25 protein-coding genes and 1 tRNA gene are annotated in these 21,180 nt (G+C 44.4%); 13 read left to right on the forward strand and 13 right to left on the reverse strand.

Annotation, left to right across the window (positions count from 1 at the left end):
- Nucleotides 1-54 precede the first annotated feature (54 nt).
- A complete protein-coding gene (gene rpsD, locus CHA6605_RS15270; RefSeq protein WP_015160331.1) occupies nt 55-663 on the forward strand; it encodes a 30S ribosomal protein S4 in 609 nt (202 codons plus the stop codon).
- Nucleotides 664-969: 306 nt separating this feature from the next.
- Here the strand turns inward: rpsD and dusA are convergent, their stop codons facing one another.
- The 4 genes from dusA to CHA6605_RS31695 all read right to left on the reverse strand — a co-directional run bounded on the left by dusA (nt 970) and on the right by CHA6605_RS31695 (nt 3,912).
- Nucleotides 970-1,956 (reverse strand): tRNA dihydrouridine(20/20a) synthase DusA, encoded by a 987-nt coding sequence (dusA, locus tag CHA6605_RS15275; RefSeq protein WP_041548116.1) that lies wholly within the window; start codon nt 1,954-1,956, stop codon nt 970-972.
- 180 nt (nt 1,957-2,136) lie between these two features.
- Nucleotides 2,137-2,526 carry a GFA family protein gene (locus CHA6605_RS15280; protein WP_015160333.1) on the reverse strand — a complete coding sequence of 130 codons (390 nt, stop codon included), beginning with the start codon at nt 2,524-2,526 and terminating at the stop codon, nt 2,137-2,139.
- Between the two features lie 40 nt (nt 2,527-2,566).
- Complete coding sequence (locus CHA6605_RS31690; RefSeq protein ID WP_051038651.1) at nt 2,567-3,133, reverse strand: transposase; 567 nt, start codon at nt 3,131-3,133, stop codon at nt 2,567-2,569.
- Nucleotides 3,130-3,912 (reverse strand): transposase, encoded by a 783-nt coding sequence (locus tag CHA6605_RS31695; protein WP_051038653.1) that lies wholly within the window; start codon nt 3,910-3,912, stop codon nt 3,130-3,132. Before CHA6605_RS31695 ends, CHA6605_RS31690 begins: the two co-directional genes overlap by 4 nt.
- Before the next feature lie 19 nt (nt 3,913-3,931).
- Here CHA6605_RS31695 and CHA6605_RS15290 point away from each other — a divergent pair, with 19 nt between their 5' ends.
- The 3 genes from CHA6605_RS15290 to CHA6605_RS37300 all read left to right on the forward strand — a co-directional run bounded on the left by CHA6605_RS15290 (nt 3,932) and on the right by CHA6605_RS37300 (nt 5,135).
- On the forward strand, nt 3,932-4,153 hold the full coding sequence (locus CHA6605_RS15290) for a hypothetical protein (protein WP_041548118.1): 222 nt from the start codon (nt 3,932-3,934) through the stop codon (nt 4,151-4,153).
- Between the two features lie 168 nt (nt 4,154-4,321).
- On the forward strand, nt 4,322-4,756 hold the full coding sequence (locus CHA6605_RS15295; protein WP_051038890.1) for a pentapeptide repeat-containing protein: 435 nt from the start codon (nt 4,322-4,324) through the stop codon (nt 4,754-4,756).
- Between the two features lie 190 nt (nt 4,757-4,946).
- A complete protein-coding gene (locus CHA6605_RS37300) occupies nt 4,947-5,135 on the forward strand; it encodes a pentapeptide repeat-containing protein (protein WP_086936325.1) in 189 nt (62 codons plus the stop codon).
- Nucleotides 5,136-5,362: 227 nt separating this feature from the next.
- Here the strand turns inward: CHA6605_RS37300 and CHA6605_RS15300 are convergent, their stop codons facing one another.
- From CHA6605_RS15300 to CHA6605_RS15315, 4 genes are all read right to left on the reverse strand, one after another.
- Complete coding sequence (locus CHA6605_RS15300) at nt 5,363-6,925, reverse strand: tetratricopeptide repeat-containing S1 family peptidase (protein WP_015160334.1); 1,563 nt, start codon at nt 6,923-6,925, stop codon at nt 5,363-5,365.
- Between the two features lie 191 nt (nt 6,926-7,116).
- On the reverse strand, nt 7,117-7,455 hold the full coding sequence (locus CHA6605_RS15305; protein ID WP_015160335.1) for a hypothetical protein: 339 nt from the start codon (nt 7,453-7,455) through the stop codon (nt 7,117-7,119).
- A 74-nt stretch (nt 7,456-7,529) separates the two neighbouring features.
- Nucleotides 7,530-7,811 carry a hypothetical protein gene (locus CHA6605_RS15310; RefSeq protein ID WP_015160336.1) on the reverse strand — a complete coding sequence of 94 codons (282 nt, stop codon included), beginning with the start codon at nt 7,809-7,811 and terminating at the stop codon, nt 7,530-7,532.
- 73 nt (nt 7,812-7,884) lie between these two features.
- The gene (locus tag CHA6605_RS15315; protein WP_015160337.1) at nt 7,885-8,514 is read right to left on the reverse strand and encodes a hypothetical protein; all 630 of its coding nucleotides are present in this window, start codon (nt 8,512-8,514) and stop codon (nt 7,885-7,887) included.
- A 20-nt stretch (nt 8,515-8,534) separates the two neighbouring features.
- Between CHA6605_RS15315 and CHA6605_RS15320 the strand changes: the two genes are divergently transcribed.
- From CHA6605_RS15320 to petN, 7 genes are all read left to right on the forward strand, one after another.
- Nucleotides 8,535-8,867: a hypothetical protein gene (locus CHA6605_RS15320; protein WP_015160338.1), complete on the forward strand. Its 333-nt coding sequence runs from the start codon at nt 8,535-8,537 to the stop codon at nt 8,865-8,867.
- A gap of 13 nt (nt 8,868-8,880) precedes the next feature.
- A complete protein-coding gene (locus CHA6605_RS15325) occupies nt 8,881-10,161 on the forward strand; it encodes a DNA cytosine methyltransferase (RefSeq protein ID WP_015160339.1) in 1,281 nt (426 codons plus the stop codon).
- Nucleotides 10,154-10,954, forward strand: coding sequence for a hypothetical protein (locus CHA6605_RS15330; protein WP_015160340.1), 801 nt, complete (start codon nt 10,154-10,156; stop codon nt 10,952-10,954). The genes CHA6605_RS15325 and CHA6605_RS15330 overlap by 8 nt, the downstream gene beginning before the upstream one ends.
- 50 nt (nt 10,955-11,004) lie before the next feature.
- Nucleotides 11,005-12,267 (forward strand): glycosyltransferase family protein, encoded by a 1,263-nt coding sequence (locus CHA6605_RS15335; protein ID WP_015160341.1) that lies wholly within the window; start codon nt 11,005-11,007, stop codon nt 12,265-12,267.
- A 229-nt stretch (nt 12,268-12,496) separates the two neighbouring features.
- Entirely contained in the window at nt 12,497-13,429 is a 933-nt protein-coding gene (locus tag CHA6605_RS15340; protein ID WP_015160342.1) for an undecaprenyl-diphosphate phosphatase, read from the forward strand.
- A gap of 152 nt (nt 13,430-13,581) precedes the next feature.
- Entirely contained in the window at nt 13,582-14,484 is a 903-nt protein-coding gene (locus CHA6605_RS15345) for a ParA family protein (protein WP_015160343.1), read from the forward strand.
- A 156-nt stretch (nt 14,485-14,640) separates the two neighbouring features.
- Complete coding sequence (gene petN, locus CHA6605_RS32990; RefSeq protein WP_015160344.1) at nt 14,641-14,730, forward strand: cytochrome b6-f complex subunit PetN; 90 nt, start codon at nt 14,641-14,643, stop codon at nt 14,728-14,730.
- 264 nt (nt 14,731-14,994) lie between these two features.
- Here the strand turns inward: petN and CHA6605_RS15350 are convergent, their stop codons facing one another.
- The gene (locus CHA6605_RS15350; protein WP_015160345.1) at nt 14,995-15,999 is read right to left on the reverse strand and encodes an ATP-binding protein; all 1,005 of its coding nucleotides are present in this window, start codon (nt 15,997-15,999) and stop codon (nt 14,995-14,997) included.
- Nucleotides 16,000-16,078: 79 nt separating this feature from the next.
- The gene (locus CHA6605_RS31700; protein WP_157260001.1) at nt 16,079-17,077 is read right to left on the reverse strand and encodes a hypothetical protein; all 999 of its coding nucleotides are present in this window, start codon (nt 17,075-17,077) and stop codon (nt 16,079-16,081) included.
- A 250-nt stretch (nt 17,078-17,327) separates the two neighbouring features.
- Between CHA6605_RS31700 and CHA6605_RS15360 the strand changes: the two genes are divergently transcribed.
- Complete coding sequence (locus tag CHA6605_RS15360; protein WP_015160347.1) at nt 17,328-18,059, forward strand: hypothetical protein; 732 nt, start codon at nt 17,328-17,330, stop codon at nt 18,057-18,059.
- Nucleotides 18,060-18,071: 12 nt separating this feature from the next.
- On the opposite strand, the gene CHA6605_RS15365 is transcribed toward CHA6605_RS15360, so the two are convergent.
- Nucleotides 18,072-18,572 carry a molybdenum cofactor biosynthesis protein MoaE gene (locus CHA6605_RS15365; protein WP_015160348.1) on the reverse strand — a complete coding sequence of 167 codons (501 nt, stop codon included), beginning with the start codon at nt 18,570-18,572 and terminating at the stop codon, nt 18,072-18,074.
- Nucleotides 18,573-18,642: 70 nt separating this feature from the next.
- On the opposite strand from CHA6605_RS15365, the gene CHA6605_RS15370 reads away from it, so the two are divergent.
- Nucleotides 18,643-18,728 (forward strand) — tRNA-Ser (locus CHA6605_RS15370).
- A gap of 69 nt (nt 18,729-18,797) precedes the next feature.
- On the opposite strand, the gene obgE is transcribed toward CHA6605_RS15370, so the two are convergent.
- Both obgE and CHA6605_RS15380 read right to left on the reverse strand, forming a co-directional pair.
- Nucleotides 18,798-19,850 carry a GTPase ObgE gene (gene obgE / locus CHA6605_RS15375; RefSeq protein ID WP_015160349.1) on the reverse strand — a complete coding sequence of 351 codons (1,053 nt, stop codon included), beginning with the start codon at nt 19,848-19,850 and terminating at the stop codon, nt 18,798-18,800.
- Between the two features lie 159 nt (nt 19,851-20,009).
- Entirely contained in the window at nt 20,010-21,062 is a 1,053-nt protein-coding gene (locus CHA6605_RS15380; RefSeq protein WP_015160350.1) for a fatty acid desaturase, read from the reverse strand.
- Nucleotides 21,063-21,180: the final 118 nt, after the last annotated feature.

Raw genomic sequence — 21,180 nt, forward strand, 5'->3', positions numbered from 1 at the left:
CTCATGTGTAATAATGATAGTTTTGGGTTAAGTATCAAGCACTAAGGAAACTGTATGTCCCGATATCGCGGACCGAGACTGAGAATTACACGTCGTTTAGGCCCTTTGCCCGGATTAACCCGGAAAGATGCCCGTCGTGCTTATCCACCAGGTCAACACGGTCAAAACCGGAAAAAGCGTTCTGAATACGCCATCCGTCTCGAAGAAAAGCAAAAATTGCGGATGAACTACGGTGTCACCGAGAAGCAAATGCTGCGCTACGTGCGTAAAGCAAGACGCGCTACTGGTTCTACCGGATTAGTTCTGCTGCAATTACTCGAAATGCGGTTAGACAACACTGTATTTCGTCTCGCCATGGCTCCCACGATTCCAGGCGCGCGCCAACTAGTCAACCACGGACACGTCACCGTCAACGGACGTACTGTGGATATCGCTAGTTATCAATGCCGTCCTGGCGATGTAATTGGAGTTCGCAACCGCGAAGCATCCCGTAAGTTGGTAGAAGCAAATCTCCAATATCCTGGTTTAGCAAACACTCCCAACCATTTGGAATTCGATAAAGCCAATCTAACTGGTAAAGTTACTGGTGTAATCGAACGTGAGTGGGTAGCTCTTCAAGTCAACGAGCTACTGATTGTCGAGTACTACTCTCGCCAAGCCTAGAGATTGTGGATTTTGGATGGCGGCTGCATCCAAAATCTATTCTCTTTTTGAGTCTAAAACCGATCGCAATCACTAACGTGTTTGGGAGACAATAACTAGAAGTCATTGCTAGTGGCGCGAAGTCCGCCTACACATACTCCTAAATTGTCCAAACGCTTTTAGCTTTAAATCGCCACACATCGCGATAAATCATTAAAGATACAATATGGCTTAAGGTGGGCGATGCTTACCATCTAAGGTTCAGATATTATCTATTCAATTTGTACCTACTTACTCAGCGATCTTCAACAGTTTTTCGACATTTTCTCAATCCTGAATCTCTGCCAAAGCCTGCGCTACTACCTCTGCACCCGCGCCCGGTAAGACAGATCTTTCCGTAATTATCCGCTTCCAGATCCGGCTCCCTGGCTGCCCGTGAAATAGCTGCAACATGTGGCGGGTGATGCTATTGAGTTTCAAGCCTTTACTCGTCCACTCTTCGATGTATGACAGCATATTAGTGACGATACGATCGCGACTGGGAGGTAAGGTATCTTCGCCATAAATTTCGCGATCGACATTAGCCAGCAGATAGGGATTATCATAGATCGCTCTGCCGATCATCACCGCATCGACAATTTGGAGTTGGGTTTGGACTTGTTCTAGGTTACTAAACCCGCCATTAATCTCGATCGAGAGGTGGGGAAATTCTTGTTTGAGCCGATGGACGTCCTCATAGCGCAAGGGGGGTATTTCACGATTTTCCTTGGGACTCAAGCCCTGCAACCAGGCTTTGCGGGCATGAATGGAGAACCGCTGGCAGCCAGTCTGCGAGACGATCGAGACAAATTTTACCAAATCCTCATAACTATCGACTTCATCTACCCCGATCCGATGTTTGATCGTGACGGGGATTTTCGTCGCATCGATCATCGCGGCGATACATTCGGCAACGCGTTCGGGTTGGAGCATCAGACAGGCTCCAAAGTTGCCATTTTGGACGCGACTGCTAGGACAACCAACGTTGAGATTTACTTCGTCATAGCCGAAATCTGCTGCAATCTGGGCGCATTCCGCTAAATCCCGAGGATTGTCACCGCCGATTTGTAGGGCGAGCGGATGTTCGGATCGAGCGAATCCCAGCAGTTTATATTTATCGCCATGTAAAATCGCCATACTCGTCACCATTTCGGTGTAAAGCAGAGTGCGGCGACTAATTTGGCGCAAGAAGTAACGGCAATGACGATCGGTGCGATCCATCATTGGAGCTACACTGAGTGGATGTAGAGATTTTAGAATGGGCGTTCTTAACACGGCTGGGCACGGAAAAAGGTGGGATAGGCTTTAGGTGTTAGGTATTAGGTATTAGGCTTTAGGCTTTAGGCTTTAGGGATGTTGCAAAAAGTAGATGTTCTCATAACACTTAATATTTAATCTCTAATACCTGACATCTAAAGCCTTCCATCACCAACAAACAATAACTAGCAAATTGGGCTAACTATATCGATCGCGAATCTGCTCGATTTGGTCTTCCCAATGGGCACCGTCGAAGGAGATTATCTCGAATCGATCGATCGGGCAATCGTCTAAACAGCGTAGATTAACATCATAGCCGTCTGGGTGCGATCGAGGTCGATAAAAGGAATGAATTCCGCAGTCACGACAAAAATGATGTTTGGCAGTACCTGTATTAAATGTGTAAGTACTGAGGGCATCCTCTCCCTGAAGGAGGGTAAATCGCGACGCTGGAACAATCAGATGGATAAAGCCTTTTTTGTTACAGATCGAGCAATTACACTCGGTTGCTTCGAGTTTTTCGACTTCGACTCGATAACGGACTTTACCACAATGACAGCCGCCATAATAAGTTGTGAGTCGTTCCACGATCTGCCTCCATTCGGACGTTCATTTAGGTAACTTCTGACTAGCAGCCTGTCGGAGAAACACATTTAATCCCCATTAATCGATGCAAACGTCTGAAATTGTAGGCGAGGCAGACAAGATTCCATTCTCCGGCTGCTTTGGTCAAGCCTCTTAAAGAGAACTGGCGAAACCCTATTGTTTCTTTGATAATACCAATAATCGGTTCGACGGTACACTTTCGTAACCGATAAAATGCTCTTCCTTCATCGGTTTGCAGCTTGTATGCCATCTGTGCTTTCAGTGTTGCCGCTGCCACTGGTGGATCTGGTTGTTGTGACAATATAGTTTGCCAATAATCCTGATGAGAATGCCGCCCGGTAGCTATGTATGGCTCAATTTGACGTGTCTCCAAACCCTCAATATTAGTCACGCTGAAGTAGCCAGTATCTAATGCTGCTCGCTTGGGCTTGCCGACTCTACGATCGATCGCATCGACAGTTGGTAGTGCATCAAGTTGGTCATTAGGATGATTGGATAGAGTGTTGGAAATAATTAATAAAGCTTGATGCTCGATCGCAATCTGACCATTATAATGCTGGTCAAAGCCTTTGTTACCACTATTTTTCATGATCCGTGATTGAGGATCGGTGAAATTGTATTGCGCTCGATCGGTGATGGCAAAAAAGGGGGTGATGGAACCCTTCCGCTCGGCTTTTTCCCTGTTTTTTCAATATATGCTGCTCGTTCTGCCATTTTTTCAACGTATTTAGACTGGTCTAATTCGTATTGCTCTTGCGCTCGATTATGTAATTCTTGTTTTGCCTTCTCAAGATGAGCTAATCGCTCCTTCCTCCGCGCAATTTCGGCAACAACATCGACTTCTTTGTCTATCTTAATTCCATCTGCTTTTTGACCCAATTTTATCAATTTTTCCACTTCCGTTCGTAATTGCATCTGAATTTCTTCTAAACGTTTGTGGCTCACTGCCTTACTTTTGGACGCATCTGCGTGAATCTTTGTCCCATCAACACTAATGTCTTCAACTTTCAATACATTAGCTGCAACTGCCATTTCCAATATTTGTACAAATAGTTCTTTAATCTGTTCTAGAAATCTACTCCTAAAGTTGGCAATCGTATCATGGTCTGGATGTAAGTTACCAGCTATAAATCGAACTGGCATTGATTCGTAGCTCGCTTTTTCCAATCCTCGCGAACTAAAGATTCCAGTCGCGTAACCGTATACAAGCATTCCTAACAAAATTTCTGGTGCAATTGGTGTTCCACCCTTGGCTCCATATGCACTATAAATACTACTGAGGTCGAGTTGAGCGATCGTTTGCACTACAAATCGGGCAAGATGGTCTGGTGGCAAGCATTCTTCGATACTCACTGTTTGTTTTAGCATTGCCTCGTAATCTACCGTTTTGAATTTCCGCACCAATCGTTTTACCCTTAGTAGTCTCCCGATCCTAACCGAAAAATCTTATCTCCGACAGGCTGCTAGAGCCGCACAGTTATCGATCGTGGCAGCCTCCAATACTGGTACCGATCGAAAAGATGCTCTATGCCTGACTTCCGGGCGCGTTAGCTCGATCGACAGCGATCGATACTTTTGCAAACATTACCGCTCCCAATCTAGATCGTAACCCAGACGAGGGCTGAAAAGTATAAGATAGTACTCACAAACTCTATCAAATCTCTTCTGTCTTGTGTTGCCGATCGGTTCGCTGTCTTGACAAGGGGATCTACCTACTGAGAACGTAGCCATCAAACCTTTCAAATATCCTCTAAGCAAATAGATCGGGAGTGAGAAAATGGAACAGGTATTTATAGAAAAAAAAACTTTTGACAAAATAGATTTTACTCAAAACCCGCTACTCAAAGGTGAATATGAATACTGCACCTTTCTCAATTGTAATTTGGCATACGCCGATCTTTCCGATCTTAAATTTTTGGAATGTGAGTTTACAGGTTGCAATCTCAGCTTAGTGAAGCTTACTCAAACGGCATTAAAAGGTATTAGATTCAAGGACTGTAAAATGTTGGGGCTGGATTTTGGTGACTGCACTGAATTTGGATTTGCAGTGAAATTTGATAGTTGCATCTTAGATAATTCATCATTCTACGATCCAACTTCTCCGGTTAAGAAGCGATTCAAACTCAAGCAAACGGTATTTAAGAACTCTCAACTTTATGAAGTAGATTTTACGGAGTGCGATCTTAGCTCTGCTACATCTGTGACAAGTTAAGGTTTTCGATCGAATGTCAACACCCATATATAGCGTGGCTGTTGGTTCGGTCTCACTATATATCAAAAAACTCGATTGATAGTGCTAATGTATTCGATCTCTGAATATCTGATGTAACGGTCGATCGAAGGATCGCCAAACGTGCTTGACAATTGCGATCGCGCCTTAACTTGTCACGAATGGCTCTGCTATTTTTGAAAACTGCGATCTGACAGATGCGATATTTCAGTACACGATTTTAGAAAAAGCAGACTTTCGGACTGCATACAACTACTCAATCGACCCAGAACTCAACCGCATCAAGAAAGCTAAGTTTTCTCGATCGGGGATAGCAGGACTTTTAGACAAGTACGATATTGACATAGATCTGACAAATTAAGATAATTTCAAGACTTGAAGCTTTAAACGCTAATAAATTAATCGATAAACGGACAAGAATGAAATCAGCCGATAGAAGTATGAATATCGATCGAGATCGAAGAATAATTAGTTTTTGTTTAGAAAGCAATGTTTGAGATCCAGCTTAATTGTCAATGCAATCTCGATCGCACTCACTAAGTTTTCATCATACTGAGATTTAGATCGATCGTTCTGATCTCTACCCTGTTAATTACCGCGCATTTTAGGATTTTGTAAAAACGGATCTGCATCCTTCAGTATATTGGAACCCCAGTTTTTATCGCGTAAATAACTGAGTTCGTTGAATTTCTTATCGGTGCGGAGTGCGGCTGCTGCGTATTGGAGAGCCTCTTCCTGCTTACCTTGGGCGAATAAGGCAATCGCTAAACCTAACTGACTATCGGGCATGACATTAGGTAGGTTCAGAGCTTTGCGCCATGAGGCAATTGCCTCAGTTTTTTTGCCTAGTTCGTATTGAGCGAAAGCCTTTTGGCTGTAGATCTTGCTCAGCAGGGGATGATTCATGGAAATGGCGAGATTGTAGTCAGAAATTGCACTTTGATAATCGCCAAGTTCGTACTTTACCCAGCCCCGACTACTATAGGCGGCGAGTAATGTCGGATTGACCGCGATCGCTCTTGTATAATCGTCGATCGAGCCTTGTTTGTCTTGCAACTTATATTTAACATTCGCCCGATTGTAGAATACCGCAGCACGTTTGGGATCGATCGCGATCGAACTATTGTAGTCTGTTAATGCTTGTTGCCAATTGCCCAATTTATAGCGAACATTCCCCCGATTGTAGTAAGATTCAGCCCGTTTGGGGTTCATCGTAATATCGCGAGTGTAATCGTCGATTGCGCCTTGACGATCGCCCAATTCTGCTTTAGCATTACCGCGAATGTAGAATAACCGATCTTTGTTCGGATCGATCGCAATCGCCTGATTCATATCAGCTAAGATGCCTTGATAATCGCCCTTACTCTCTCTCTCGATCGCACTAGCAATCAGATCGTCCACTGGTTTTAGCGTGGCTGTTACCGCCACTGGCTGGGCAGGCAGATATTCTTTCATGCCCATCAGTGTCGCCATCTTCGTAAAAGTATTGATGGTAATGCCCAAATTAAATCCAGTTTTAATCCGAATTTCGGGGTTATCGGTTTGCTTGAGCTTGGTATCGATATCACCTTGTCCGTGGATGGCAATTATTTCGCCGTTCTCATTCCAGACGGGGCCGCCACTATGGCCGGGAAGTGTGGGATTATCATATACGAGCGAATAGCCTTTTTTCTGCAATTTATTACCGTTGCCAACCACCTTACCTTGAACGAAGGTGAAAATAGGTTCGGAGATGGCACTCGTCAATGGAAAACCAGAAATATAAATATTTTCCCCACTTTCGACTCGATCGGAATTGTCTGTTGCTTTTGCTACTCGATAACTTTTGGTACTATCAAATTTGGCAATTGCTAAATCAACATTGTTGATGAATGGTTTTACCTGAGTCACACCATATTCGTTATCGTCGGTAGTGACAATTTGACAACCACTATTGCGCATGGCATGAGCCGCAGTGAGAATGGTGTAACTATTAACACTTTTGTGAATAATTACACCGGAAGCGTTAGAGCAGCCCTTTATTCTGACGGTAGACTGCTTGGCAAGGCGTTGAATTTCAACTGGGGACAGGGCGGCAGCAGGCAATACATAGCCCAGCACCAAGACAGCACCCAAGATTGTCGCAAGTGGTGGTAATAAGTAATTATTCATATTTAGGAGCCGCCGATCGAGCGCGTTCCTTCGATCGAACTAACATTACACAAAAGTTGTAATAGTATTATCCGATCGAAAATAGATATATAGCAATCTTATTCGATTTTCTCGCAGTAGCGTTAAACTGATTCCTTCAACTCCAAATTTTACACTCCGAAGTCCCAACTCGCTCTTGAGTATGCAGCAGATCAACTTGCATAAGTCATTTTTGCGGCAATTTCGTCCAACCAATCATTTTGGCTGACAGCCAGAGCAATTGCTAGACCTGCGGCACCAGTAGCTACAAAGCCTTTTTCCGTGAATTTATAGTTGATATGATTGGCGATCGACCAGATAAAAACTGAAATTCCAAATACAATCAATCCGGTAATTACAACTGATAGTGAAAGAATTTGGCTGTCTGCTTGACTGGCATCTGCTACCCAGATCTTAGACCAATGGGAAGCAATTCTCCAGACAAATACTCTGCTAACACAGCACATATATGCGCCAATAAAATAAGCAATGATTCCAGGTATTAACTCCATAGGTTCTCAGAGATCGATTGTAATAGGGAATAAGCATCTTTGCTTATTAGTTACTATTCCCTATTTTGCATAGACTATCGCCATCGATCGCGCTCTAGATCGTAGATAGCTTTCTCCCAATGCCAATCCGCAGGCTTATCGGGATTTCTGAGTCGAGATTGCTGAATCAGGCGAGCTGCGGTATTTTGATTGCCACCTAATAACTTTAATAATTTCCGTTCTAATTGTGGGTGTTGTGGGCGAAGTTGTCTGCTAAAAGATTTGCCACGCTTGCCAATTGGCAATTGATGGCGTTGTTGCCAAGCAAAAAACAATAGACACAGCCCCAAACAAATGGCGATCGCAGCTCCACTCATAAAAAATTAATAATTTACAACTCGATCTTAAATACTATTGTCACTAATAATGTTACTAAAAGCTGCTACATCTTCAATCCGTGTAAATACTTAGATCTCGATCGATAGCCTTCAACCACTGGGGATAACCGCTGGAAATTGACGATTTAGAGATAGTTTGTGGATAGCTAACTAGCAACGCTCGCACGATTGGCAAAAACTGTCGATCGATACTTATGTTATCGCCTAAATATTCACAGGCAATCGTCCACCAGGCTTGCCCGCACAGTTGTAAGGTTGTAAGTTCGATTGCTGCTGCATTCTTTCTGGGCGTACTAATTGGTATTAACTTAAGAGGATCGCTAAACTCGACGCGATAAAACCGTTGCTGGCGGACTTTATCGACTTGAATCCACCCTTGTTTCCTCGTTGCTGGCGCATGTGCGGATCGATCGTGACAAATCCATTTCGACCATTGCTCGATGTTACTTTCTCCAAACCTATCTATGTCTATTTTATCAAATTGCTGCTGGAGATGTTTGACTTCCAAGTTGCCCTGGCGAATTTTGATACCGACTTCAGGAGAGCTAGACTGGAGGTAAAAATCGGTACGCGCATCAGCGTCTGTACCGTTCGATCCTAATGTATCAAACCAGTTGGCGATCTCTGCTGGTAAATCCCCTCGATAAAACCACCGCAATTCGATCGTCTGAGTACCATTCATTTTAATTAACACCTATTGCCATGAACGAAGATTTGCAAAAGCTACATCTGGAAGCTGGATTGAAAGTCGGTAAAGACAAGACTTGTGGCAATAAAATCGATTATGAATCGGAAGATACAGCAGCGATAGTATTTACAACCTTGATGCTGTTAGGTTTCGTGCTTAAAACCAATCTACATACTGAATGCCGTTACGTTGGCAAAACCATTATTAGTTTTGATGGTAGCCTTGAAACCAGATGTGTTCAGTTCTCAGTTTGGGTTGCTGAGACTGCCAAAATCTACAAATATCTACAAAAGAACATCCTAACTACTGCTAAGATAACTGAATGCAGCGTGTACATTAATCATTAAAAGTTTCAGTGACATGAATAGACCTATCGGAATTGACCTGTTTGCAGGAGCTGGAGGAATGTCCTTAGGTTTCGAGCAAGCTGGCTTTGATGTTGTCGCAGCAGTAGAAATCGATCCAATTCACTGTGCGACGCATGAATATAACTTCCCGCTGTCTGCTACGATTTGTGCCAGTGTCATCGATCTCACTGGAGATGAAATTCGCAGTCGAGCAAAATTAGACGATAAAGATATTGATGTAGTGTTTGGTGGCGCACCTTGTCAAGGTTTCTCTTTGATGGGTAAAAGGGTTTTTGAAGACCCGCGCAATCAACTCGTGTTTCATTATGTAAGACTAGTTCGAGAATTAAATCCAAAATATTGTGTTTTTGAAAATGTTAAAGGTCTTACCCTTGGCAAACACGCACAGTTTCTGGATGAACTGATTACTGCTTTGGGGGATGCTGGCTATACAGTGTTGACGCCTTACAAAGTGTTGAATGCCGCAGATTATGGTGTTCCACAAGATAGACGACGGCTATTTTTAATAGGTGCTCGAAAGGATATGAAATTACCTGAGTACCCAAAACCCAACCAAGACAGAGTAACTGTCCTAGAAGCTATCGGTGATTTACCTGATGCAGATCGTTTCGACGATCTATGGGGAACAGATACTATCTCGTACCAATGGGAGACAAAGAGCACATATGCCAGGAAATTAAGAGGTTTCGAGCGAGATCCTGATGATTATAGCTATCCGCGAAAGTTTTCGCCTGAAATGCTCACATGTAGCTTGAGAACTCAACACACGCAATCTTCTCGTAGTCGATTTGAAGCCACATTACCAGGCAAAACTGAATCGATTAGTCGATTTCGCAAGCTTGAGCCAAATGGCATTTGTAATACCTTACGGGCTGGTACGGATAGTGCTAGAGGGGCGCATACATCGCCGCGTCCGATTCATCCCTGGTTCCCGCGCGTGATTACCGTGCGGGAGGCGGCGAGATTACATTCTTATCCTGACTGGTTCCGTCTTCACTCTACGAAGTGGCATGGTTGTCGTCAAATTGGAAATAGCGTTCCACCCCTGTTAGCACGAGCTGTTGCTAGCGAACTCATAAAAGCACAAGAAATTAGTCCTACCCAGCCAAAAAAAGTTCTCAATCCAGGTGAAGTTCGCTTATTGTCTTTGGACATGAGTAATGCATCAGCGTATTTTAAAGTCCCAAGAGATACAATCGCACAGCGCACACGAAAACTATCTGTAATAGAAGAAGCTTTAGAGAAAGAAGTGAAGGAAGAAGTTTATGCCTAAAGCAAAACAGCGAGAGCCTAATCGCTATGAAACGATAATCCTTCGCTTGTTTGAGAATCATTATACTCAAGGTCTTACTGAATTTGAATTTACTAGAGACGAGATTGAAAGTATCTCTAAAATATTAAATATTAAGTTACCTAAAAATATTGGTGATGTCATATATACTTTTCGATATCGAAGTAAACTCCCTGAAAAAATTCAGGATACTGCAAATCCAGGACTTGAATGGATTATCCTAGGAGCAGGAAATGCTTGCTATCGTTTTATTCAGTTCAAATTAAATCCCATAATACCAAGAGATGAGTTAGTAACCATCAAAATCCCAGATTCAACACCAGAAATTATCACGGCATATGCATTGAGTGATGAGCAAGCTTTGCTAGCAAAAGTAAGATACAACAGACTTGTTGATGTCTTTTTAGGTATTACAGCATTTTCGCTGCAAAATCACCTAAGAACAACGGTAGAAAGTATTGGGCAAATTGAAATTGATGAAATATATGTAGGAATAGATCGATATGGAAGACAGTTTATTGTTCCCGTCCAAGCAAAAGGAGGCAAGGACAAGCATAGCGTGGTTCAAACATTACAAGATCTAACTTACTGTGCCGAAAAATTTCCCGATCTGATATGCAAAGCAGTTTCAGCACAATTCATGAGTGAAGGTCGTATCGCTATGTTTGAACTTTTACGTGAAGGTAATGAAGTTAAAGTAGTTGAAGAAAAACATTATCGACTAGTTCCTTCTTCTGATATTTATAAAGAGGATCTTCGTAACTATTCACGGTAAAGTTATCTATACACGTATGATTTTTATATAATTATATGTTTATTTGAATAATGACTACCATTCAACCGATCGATATTATTATCCTCTCTAATGGCCCTGGTGAAGTCACTACATGGGTGCGTCCGGTGGTCAAAGCCTTGCGCGATCGATTGGGTGAGGATCGGAGCGAGATTCGGATTTCGGCGATTTTGGTACCATGTCCGAATGCTAGTGGTAAAGAAGTCCAGATTTTAAAAAGTTATCCACAGATCGATCGAGTTCAAGGTGCCGAGCATTTTACGAAGTTTCTATTATGGGGTAAAACCGAACAAGATTGGGATTGGCGATCGCGTGGCATAATTATTTTTTTAGGTGGCGATCAATTTTTTCCAGTTGTCATCGGCAAACGATTGGGTTATCAAACAGTTGTTTATGCTGAATGGGAAGCCCGATGGCACAATTTAATCGATCGATTTGCAGTTATGAATGCTGAAGTTACGGCAAAAGTGAAGCCGCAATATCTCGATCGATTTACTATTGTTGGTGACTTGATGGTAGAGAGTCAAAATAATTTAAGTTCTGAATCAGCCGATCGCGAAAACGATCCCATTTTAATCGGATTATTACCTGGCTCTAAGGCAGCAAAATTGGCAATGGGATTGCCATTAATGCTAGCGATCGCCGAATATATTCAAGCTGCTAATCCTCAAGTAAAATTTGCCATTCCCGTCGCACCGACGCTGGATCTGACCACTCTGGCTAGTTATGCCGATCCGACCATAAATCCCGTAATTGCGCTAGTTAATGGTGCCACCGCAACATTAGAACAGAGCCAAACAACGCCTTATCTCCAGACAGCTTCGGGGTTGCAAGTATCATTACATCCTGAATTTCCAGCTTACCATCTGCTCTCGCAATGTACCATTTGTTTGACCGCGATCGGGGCAAATACGGCTGAATTAGGGGCGTTAGGCGTACCGATGATAGTTTTAACCGCTACCCAACAAATTGATGCCATGCGCGCCTGGGATGGGAGTTTGGGCATCTTAGTTAATTTACCGCTAGTCGGGACACCGATCGCCAAAATTATTAATACCATCCTGTACCGTAAATTTAGCACGCGAAAATTAGCATGGCCGAATATTTGGGCGCAACGCGAGATCGTCCCCGAATTATTCGGTCGGCTAGAGGCAAAAACTGTCGCCGAATTTACACTCGACTATCTCCATCATCCCGAAAAATTAGCTACGATGAGATCGGATTTACGTCAAGTTCGCGGCGCAGCAGGTGCCGCAGCCAAATTAGCCGCGATCGTCGATGATTTACGGTCGTGATAAGATTTCAAGAATTGAGGAGTTGCTGGATTAAAAGATGATTTCCGATCTTTGGATTCTCTCCTCCCCGCTCCCCGCTATCCTCTCTAGCTTTTCATACTTCGCTCCAGCAACGCCAGAATTGATAATTACCTCTTCCTTGATTTTTCCCTCAACGAGGAGGCTTTAATATGTATTTTTCTCGAACGACGGCATTGTACTCTTATCAACGAGCCAGCTATCCCCGATTATGACTATGCGATCGAAAACCAAATTTTCACTTATCATCTTGGGAGCGATTGCTGCTGGCTTGATGGCAGTAATTCCGGCAGCAGCTACGCCCACAGCTACTGGCACCGCTGCGATTGTGGCTGATGGTAATATCATCCAAGCTCTGATATTAGGTGTTGTTCAAGGTATTACTGAATTTCTACCGATTAGTAGCACAGCGCATTTATTGGTTACGACAAAAGTCTTCGGTTGGCAACAGCTCGGTCAAAAAGATTATGCCGATGCAATTCAATTTGGCAGTGTTGTGGCTGTTTTAATCTATTTTTGGAAAGATATTAGCAGTGTAGTTAGCGGTGGCATTAGCGGACTGCTACGTAAAGATTGGCAAGATATTAATGTCAAAATATTTACTGGAATTATTGTGGGAACTTTGCCAGCACTAATCTTGGGTTTTTTAGGTAAAGATATCTTGCCAGACAGCGCGCAAATCATCGCAATTATGTCGATCGTAATGGCAACTTTATTATTGGCTGCCGAGAGATTTAGCAAGCACAAACGCGGATTTGAGGGATTAGAAATCAAAGATGGTTTACTTGTCGGATTAGCACAAGCGATCGCCTTACTCCCTGGTGCTTCTCGATCTGGTTCGACGCTGACTGCTGGTCTATTTCTGGGATTGGAGCGTGAGACAGCAGCGAGATTTTCCTTTTTAGTTGGTTTGCCAACGCTGGCGATCGCAACGCTCTACAAATCTTTGATAATCTTCCAAGGAAATGAGTTGCCGATTCCCCTATTAGCAGTCGGCATTGTTTCTACTTTTATTTTCTCCTATATCTCGATCGCCTTTCTCTTAAATTATCTCAAAACTAAAAATACGATGATTTTCGTTTGGTATCGCTACGCTTTTGGAGCATCAATTCTCATCGCTCTAGCTGCTGGATGGAAAGCATAGATTTGGTGTTGGGGAAAGCCAAAGTAAAATTATGTCAACGAGAATGACCTAAGTCGATCGCAAGACGATCGAAACCTACTATCATGTGTAGCGGTACTTACGGATTCAGTCCGCACATCGTACTAAAGTCAGGGAGCCATTTGAGATAAATCATGGGACTAGTCATCGCCACTGTCAATATGAAAGGAGGTGTCGGTAAAACCACCCTCACGGTCAATCTAGCTGCTTGTCTGGCCAAGCTATATGGCAAGCGCGTCCTAGTTGTCGATCTCGATACCCAGATTAGTGCTACCCTCAGCCTAGTCACGCCTCAAGATTTTTCTAAAATTCGGCGCGAGAAAAAGACGATTTCTTATGCAATTGCCAAAGTTCTCAAGCCAAACTCACGGTACAAGTTTGAAACAAAAGATCTGATTACTCCGGATGTCTGTTGGGTCAAAGGTTTGGACTTATTAGCTGGAGATATCGATATCTACGATGAGTTTTTAGTATCAGAAAAACTTCATGAAGAGACTGTCGAAAATCCAAACATCGATTTTATCGATGTTTGGAATGGATTTGAAGGTTCTTTAATTAAAGATATCTTAGCTCCGGTCATCGACGAATATGATTTCATCATCCTCGATTGCGCTCCTGGGTACAATCTTTTGACCAGAAGTGGGATTATGGCCAGTCATTTTTATATCATGCCTGCTCGTCCCGAACCGCTATCTTTAGTAGGTATGCAACTATTAGAACGGCGTATTGCCAAGCTCCGCGAAGCTCATGAGGGTGATAAAAATTGCTTAGAAAGTAGTTTGTTAGGAGTCGCCTTTATCCTATCGGGCAGTAGCTTATTCGCTCGCTATTACGATCGAGTGATGGAGCGAGTGACTCAGGACTTTGATGCTAGTAAAATCTTTCAGACGCGGATTCCGATGGATGTCAATGTCGCTAAGGCGATCGACAGTTTTCAGCCTGTCGTCATCGAGAATCCTAGCTCGGCTGGCTCCAAAGCATTCGTCAAATTAAGTCAGGAGCTACTCACCAAGGTTCAGCAGCTCGCTGGCGATTAGTTGAGAGTCAGGCGTTGGGATTCAATAGAACCGTTTCGCGCTCTTGGATGAGAGCAGCCGAAGGTTACAAAATACTCTCGGCTGGTATTGTTTGCTAAGTATGTCAGGAACGGATTATGATAGATTGAGACATAAAATATACTTCTAAATAAAACTATGGATATTCTTACTCTAGGCTGGGTTTCGCTTTTAGTCCTATTTACTTGGTCGATTTCGATGGTTGTCTGGGGTCGTAACGGCTTCTAAAGGTTAGGCTTTGGATAGTAGATAGTGGATAGTCAATAGTAGATAGGCAGAAGCTCGGTCGTTTTGGAACGCGGTTCCAATTCTACCCGTTACCGATCGGGATTTAAGGATTGGCAGGATTAGGTTGTCGGTACTATCCACCTATTATCCATTACCCATCCATGCTTCTCCGATCGGAGCGGTTACGCCAACGACTTCGCGAAAGTCGCAAGTCAGTCCAAGCCCATCCACCCATCCACCCCCAACTCGGATGCAGAATTACGACTACATGGCGACTAATTGGCGATAGTCTTGTAGGAACTTTTGAATCGCCGGATCTTTGGCAATCAGTGCGGCGAACGCACCTAATTGTCCGCGAGAGCGCATCAAGCCGCATAAATCCGCTACAAATAATTGCACCCATTCGGCTGTCGCTACCTGACTGAGCCACTGGAACGCGTGGTAAGCACGCTGGACGTCCCCAGCAGCATGAACAGTCAACCCAATTGCGGTAGCATAGCGTGCCGAAGGTTCGAGCGGAAAGGAGATGTCACTACCTTTGCCTTCAAAAATTGGTGTCAGATCGGGTAACATCCGATACATCAATGTAAAAGCTTGAAACTCGGCACTGGCAGCAATCCCGATCGCGGGTGCCAAATCCAGCCCGCTATAGTGTAGACTGCTAGCCATCATCCACGATCGCGGCGAACACCATGCTGGCTGTTGCAGATCGACTTTGTACAACAAGCTGGGGCGAAAAGAGATAAACGCAATAATCTGTTCGTGAACGCCTTGGGCGAGCGCGTAAGCTTTGAAACTCTCAAAATCTGGCTCGACTTGCAAATGCAAAAACCGATTGGCTAGCGGTGCAGGCATATCAAACACCCCCGCGCGATCTTCTTTGCGGTTGCCAGCAGCCCACACAAACCATCCCTCCGGCACGACATAACCCCCCACGCGACGATCGAGAATCAATTGTTGTGCCATCCCCTGCATGGCTGGTGGAGCCATATTAATCTCATCGAGGAACAAAATTCCCTGTCCTTGTTGGGGCAAAAATTCGGGCGGAAACCATTTGGAGACGCCATTTTCGGCGACGGGAAGTCCGCGTAGATCGGTAGGAGCCAATTGACTCAAGCGCAGATCGATAAATTCGAGTTGATGGGCGAGCGCGATTTGTTTGACGATACTAGATTTGCCGATCCCTGGCGCACCCCAAATCATGGTGCTGATTTTGAGGTTATTGGTGATAACACGATCGAGATAAGTCTTTAGCTCTTCTGGGTTCATTAGATCGGAGGTAGATGAGTGGTTTGGTAATGAAGCGTTCGATCGATCGGGTGTTGGCACGATTGAATAGCCATCACCCCTACCATGTCAATAGTTTGCGTAACTCGCTGCGGATTCGTGTCGATGTGTTGGAATTGACAGCAAAAGAGTCATAAATTAGTCGATCCATTTGAGTATGAGCGATACGAGCGAGCTGGACCCGATCCCAAATTTGCTCGATCGTGGTACTAGGCGTATTGGGGTGGCGGACTACTGCCAACCGCAATACAGTCCAATCTGTGTGTGCTAATTCTACTAATTGAGTCGATTCTGTAGTAATTTGTTTCGCCAACCATAAAGATCGTGCGGCTGCTTCGCTGGGTGCGAGATACATCTGCATCAACAATCCCGCACTGAGCAGGGGATGCAATGCTACCAATGTCGGGAATGTCGGATCGTTAGCTTGGGCGTATTTTTTCAGAATCTTTGTCAATACATCTAGAGATGTCTTGGCATTTTCAGCCACAACTTGCGCCACACTCTCGCTGATATCGATGATTTCGGCGAGTAGGTGTTGTGGCGCATTAGGGTGTGCGGCAACAGCCCGAATTAACTCTCGATCTTGGCGGCGGGATTTGCGGGCTAGATTTTCGAGCAATGTGCTGGGCGTCTGGGGATTATAAGCCACAGCCAGCCATAAACTATAATCTTGTCGATCGACAGCATACTCCATGAGGTTGCGGGGTACGCAGTCGCATTGCAGCAGACTAGTTAATGTCGCGTGTGGAATCTCTGCGGCCAATTGAAGCTGCTCTATTTGTAATATTTCAAAAACTGGATTGTTGAGTACCGCTTCAGGAAAGTCAATTCCCAATTGCCAGAGCGCGTCTGTGGGCGTATTGGGATTGCTCGCTACCAACCGCCGTAGTTCCCAGTTGGATGCTGTCGCAATTTTACGGAGCAATTGGGGATTGGTGTTGGGGTCGATCGCAATTTGCGGATTTGCTGCCTCTAAGTCTCCTGTCGTCGAAATTGTGCTAGCTCTGAGCTGCTCGATAGTTACATCCATACTCCCTTTACCAATCTTGCGCTTACTCACTCATTGCTTAGAGTACCCACGAACAAACCTAAAGATGAAGAAGCGCGAAACAATCGATCGCAAAATCCAGTGTTCGGGCTTAAATTTAACTTGCTAGATTCAGTATTTTTGCTCAATTCTATACCGACAGGTAGCAATTATTGGATCTGAAGGTATAGACTGAATAAATAATAATACTAAGCGTCGTCTATCTGTCGATATCGATAATTATTTCAATCTAGCCAAGCTGCTGACATTTATAGCTAAAGTAATGATTAGAATTCCCTTTCCGCAGTGTGTGATTCTAACCACACTTGATTTTGCGCAAATTACCGATCGATTGGAAAGTGCTATTTATGAGGGGGAGACTCAATCGCTAACGTCTGGGCACCTTGTCCCTGCTGCCTTACCGTCAGCAGACTCCGCTGTTACTTTACCCAGCACGGAGTCGCATTCGCTTGTCAAAGTTATTCCAAAACAGCAACATTTTATTGGCGAAATTCAAGGTTTTAAGTTTTCAGCAGCCCGAATTATCGGTCATAAATATCTGCATTTACCCAGATTTTTGGTGCCTGCCATCGAAGGCAAAATTAATAGCCTTTACCATGGATATCAACTAACACTCTGTATAAAAATACACCAAATTACATTAATCTTGCTATTAACGTGGTTGGGCGGATTATTTACCATAACTTCATCGATTATTAATAATATTGTGGCAGGTATCGATCTCGGTAGATTTCTAATACCGCTCGAATATGCCGCGCTGGCATATATATTAGTACTTGGATATTTGTACTTCGAGGCTTGGCGAAGTACCAAATTCTTTAGAAATCTGTTTGTTAGAGGCTTTGCCGGAGCTACATCGACTCCAGTTGTCAGTCCATCAGTCTGGAGTTCGGAGCTTCAGTTGTCAGAAATGGGCACGAGTCAATCTTCAACGGATTGGCTTAGAAAAAACCTCCCATCGTTTCCGCACAGCGGTAAAATGCCATCAGAGTAAACACGGTTGGGTTTATTCGTGGCGTTCGCAATCCCCAATACTTACCCAAGTGCTCGATGGTTGAGTGCCATCGCTCTGGCTAAACCACTCTTTTTTCCAAATCGGAGCTTGATGCTTGAGCGTATCGATCGCATACTGACAAGCGGCAAATGCTTCCCCTCGGTGCGGACATCCGACAGCAACTAAGACACTAATTTCGCCAATCTTTAATTTGCCGACGCGGTGATGGATGACGACATGAGTCGCACTCGGCCACTGAGTGCGAATTTCCCGACCAATGGCCGCAAATACACGCATCGCCATCGGTTCGTAAGCTTGATACTCTAGATAGTCTACCGCGCGACCGTCAGTGCGATCGCGAACTGTACCACTCATAACCACTACTGCGCCATTGCCAGGATTGTCAGCTAGTTGATATACTTCATCTACCGATAAGGGTGCAAACCCGATCGCGAATCGATCGGCGATATGAGCCGTAATTTGAGTGAGATTTGCAGGTGGGACAATCATCATTGATTTCTATATCTTGTAAAAACCGTAGCAGCGTGATATAGTTAGGAACATTGGTTTATTACCGTGTTCTGGAGAGGTGGCTGAGTGGTCGAAAGCGGCACACTGCTAATGTGTTGTAGGCTAGTTCTACCGAGGGTTCGAATCCCTCCCTCTCCGTCATTAGACATTATCGTACAGATTTAAAGAAGTAGCGGCGATTGCGTAATTGCCGCTATTTTTAGGTATCTACTTTAACACGGGAAACCCCGCGCGTTCGAGTGCTAATTTTTCGGCCAGACGTTCGGCTTCTAACCGATCTAACTCTTGCCAAACTTGCTGAAGTAGCGGATCTAAGCCCGTCCGAGTTGCCGATGAGATGAGAAATACTTGCTGTTGGGCTACCTCGCTCAACACTTGGGCGATTTCAGCCACTTCCTCATCATCTACCGCATCAATTTTGCTCAAAGCCAGAATTTGCGGACGCGTAGCCAAAGAATCATTATAAGCGATTAGCTCTTGCTGAATCGTCTGATAAGCCGCGATCGGGTCGTCATGAGTGGCTTCGACTAAATGCAGCAAAACGCGCGTGCGCTCGATGTGGCGGAGAAAATCGTGTCCCAAACCCGCACCTTGCGATGCACCCTCGATCAATCCTGGAATATCGGCAAATAAAGTTCCATCGCCAGAAGGCTTGCGGACGACACCTAAATTAGGCACCAAAGTCGTAAACGGATAATCGGCAACTTTGGGACGTGCGGCAGAAAGTGCCGAGATTAGCGTGGATTTGCCTGCATTGGGCAAACCGATAATCCCGACTTCTGCTAATAATTTTAATTCCAGTCGAATCCGTTTTTGCTGCGGTGGTTGTCCGGGGAGGGCATATTCTGGCGCACGGTTACTATTACTTAAGAAATGTGCGTTACCTAAACCACCTTTACCACCAGCAACTACTTTAAAAGTTTGCCCTGACTCTACTAAATCGACTAATAGTTCGTCGGTAGCCGTGTCGTAAATCATCGTACCGCAGGGCACCTCCACAATTAAATCGTCACCCGAAGCACCAGTACAATTACTCGAACCACCCTTGCCACCATTTTCAGCTTTGAAGCGGCGGTTATAACGAAAATCTAATAAGGTTTGCAGGTTTTCAACAGCGGTAAAGAAAATCGAGCCACCTTTGCCACCATTGCCACCAGAGGGACCCCCAGCCGGGACGTATTTTTCACGCCGAAAGGTCACTATCCCATCGCCGCCACTTCCGGATTCTACTTCTACTTCTGCGAGATCGATGAATTGCATGGTTTGGGCGATTGGATTTAAATGAGTCAGCTATTATTTTAACTTACTATCTTCAAGAGCAGCCGAATCGATCGCCGATAATAAAAAAGGTGAGCTGTTGCCCACCCTCCTAATTATTTTTAATTCAATACCTAAAGCCTAACGCCTAAAACCTAATGCCTAGTTATTAGCGTGAAATTCACGGAAGCTCTGATAAAATTCGTTCTCCTCATAGATATGGCATTTATCGGTGATATCTTTCATCAGTTCCCATGAGAACGTGCGTTCTTTAATATAGTCACCCCAGTTAGCTTTAATAATGGCGTGAGCTTCGCGTAGACGATAGGAAGGAATCGCGATCGAAATATGATGGGGAATGTGAACGTTGATATCGTGACAGAGGAATTCTACCCAACGAGGGTAATCACAATGAACGGTACCAGATAACTGTGCGATCGCTTCATCCCATTCGCCAGTAGGCTTGAAAGGAATATCTGCGGCAGTATGATGGACGATCGTGAAAGTACTCATCCAGAAATGATATACCAACCAAGGTAGCAACCAAAATTTGATAAATCCCCAGATACCCAGAGTCGCAAACATGATAGGGAATACAATTGCCGCGCCGATGATGACAAACAGAGCGGAGAATTTGACATCATTTCTGGTTTTGCCTTCGGCAAAATTGCGCCAGTCAAAGTGAACTGCTGCCCAGTGCGGTAACGACGCCAACCACCATAACCGACCGCGCATAGCTTGGTAAACTACCTGAAGCCAAGCTGGAGCTGTCTGATAAGCTTCTGGCCGCCAAGGTTGCCAAGCATTATCCACATCCATTTTGTTGGTATGCTTGTGGTGCTTCGCGTGTCCGTATCGCCAGCCGTGGAAGGGATAAATCAGGGTCAACATAAACAGATGACCGACGATATCGTTAACTTTACGGCTGTTAGAGAAAGAACGGTGCGCGCAGTCATGACCGATCACAAAGCAGCCAGTCATTGCCGTACCTGTAAAGATCCACGCCAAGGGTAGCAGGTACCAAGGTGAAATAGAGATGGCAAACATGCCGAGCGTTACCATGCTGATGGTTTTGAGCGCGGTCATCCAAGCTTTGAAGCTATCCTTGGCAAAGACTTCTTTTGGTAAAGTCTTGAGGATGTGCTTGAGTTTGAGATCGGGGTGCAGATTAGGGGACAGCGTGGTGGCTGTATTAGATTCGATCGATAAAGTCATGTAGCGGTTTAGATCTCCAGAAATTATAAAGCACCGTTGTTGCTACTACCGATCGGACACCGCTCTAGTGGCAGATCGGTGGCGATTATGAATTTTGTAGCTAGATTAGGTACCGTTT

The organism is Chamaesiphon minutus PCC 6605 (assembly GCF_000317145.1).
GTDB classification, from domain to species: domain Bacteria; phylum Cyanobacteriota; class Cyanobacteriia; order Cyanobacteriales; family Chamaesiphonaceae; genus Chamaesiphon; species Chamaesiphon minutus.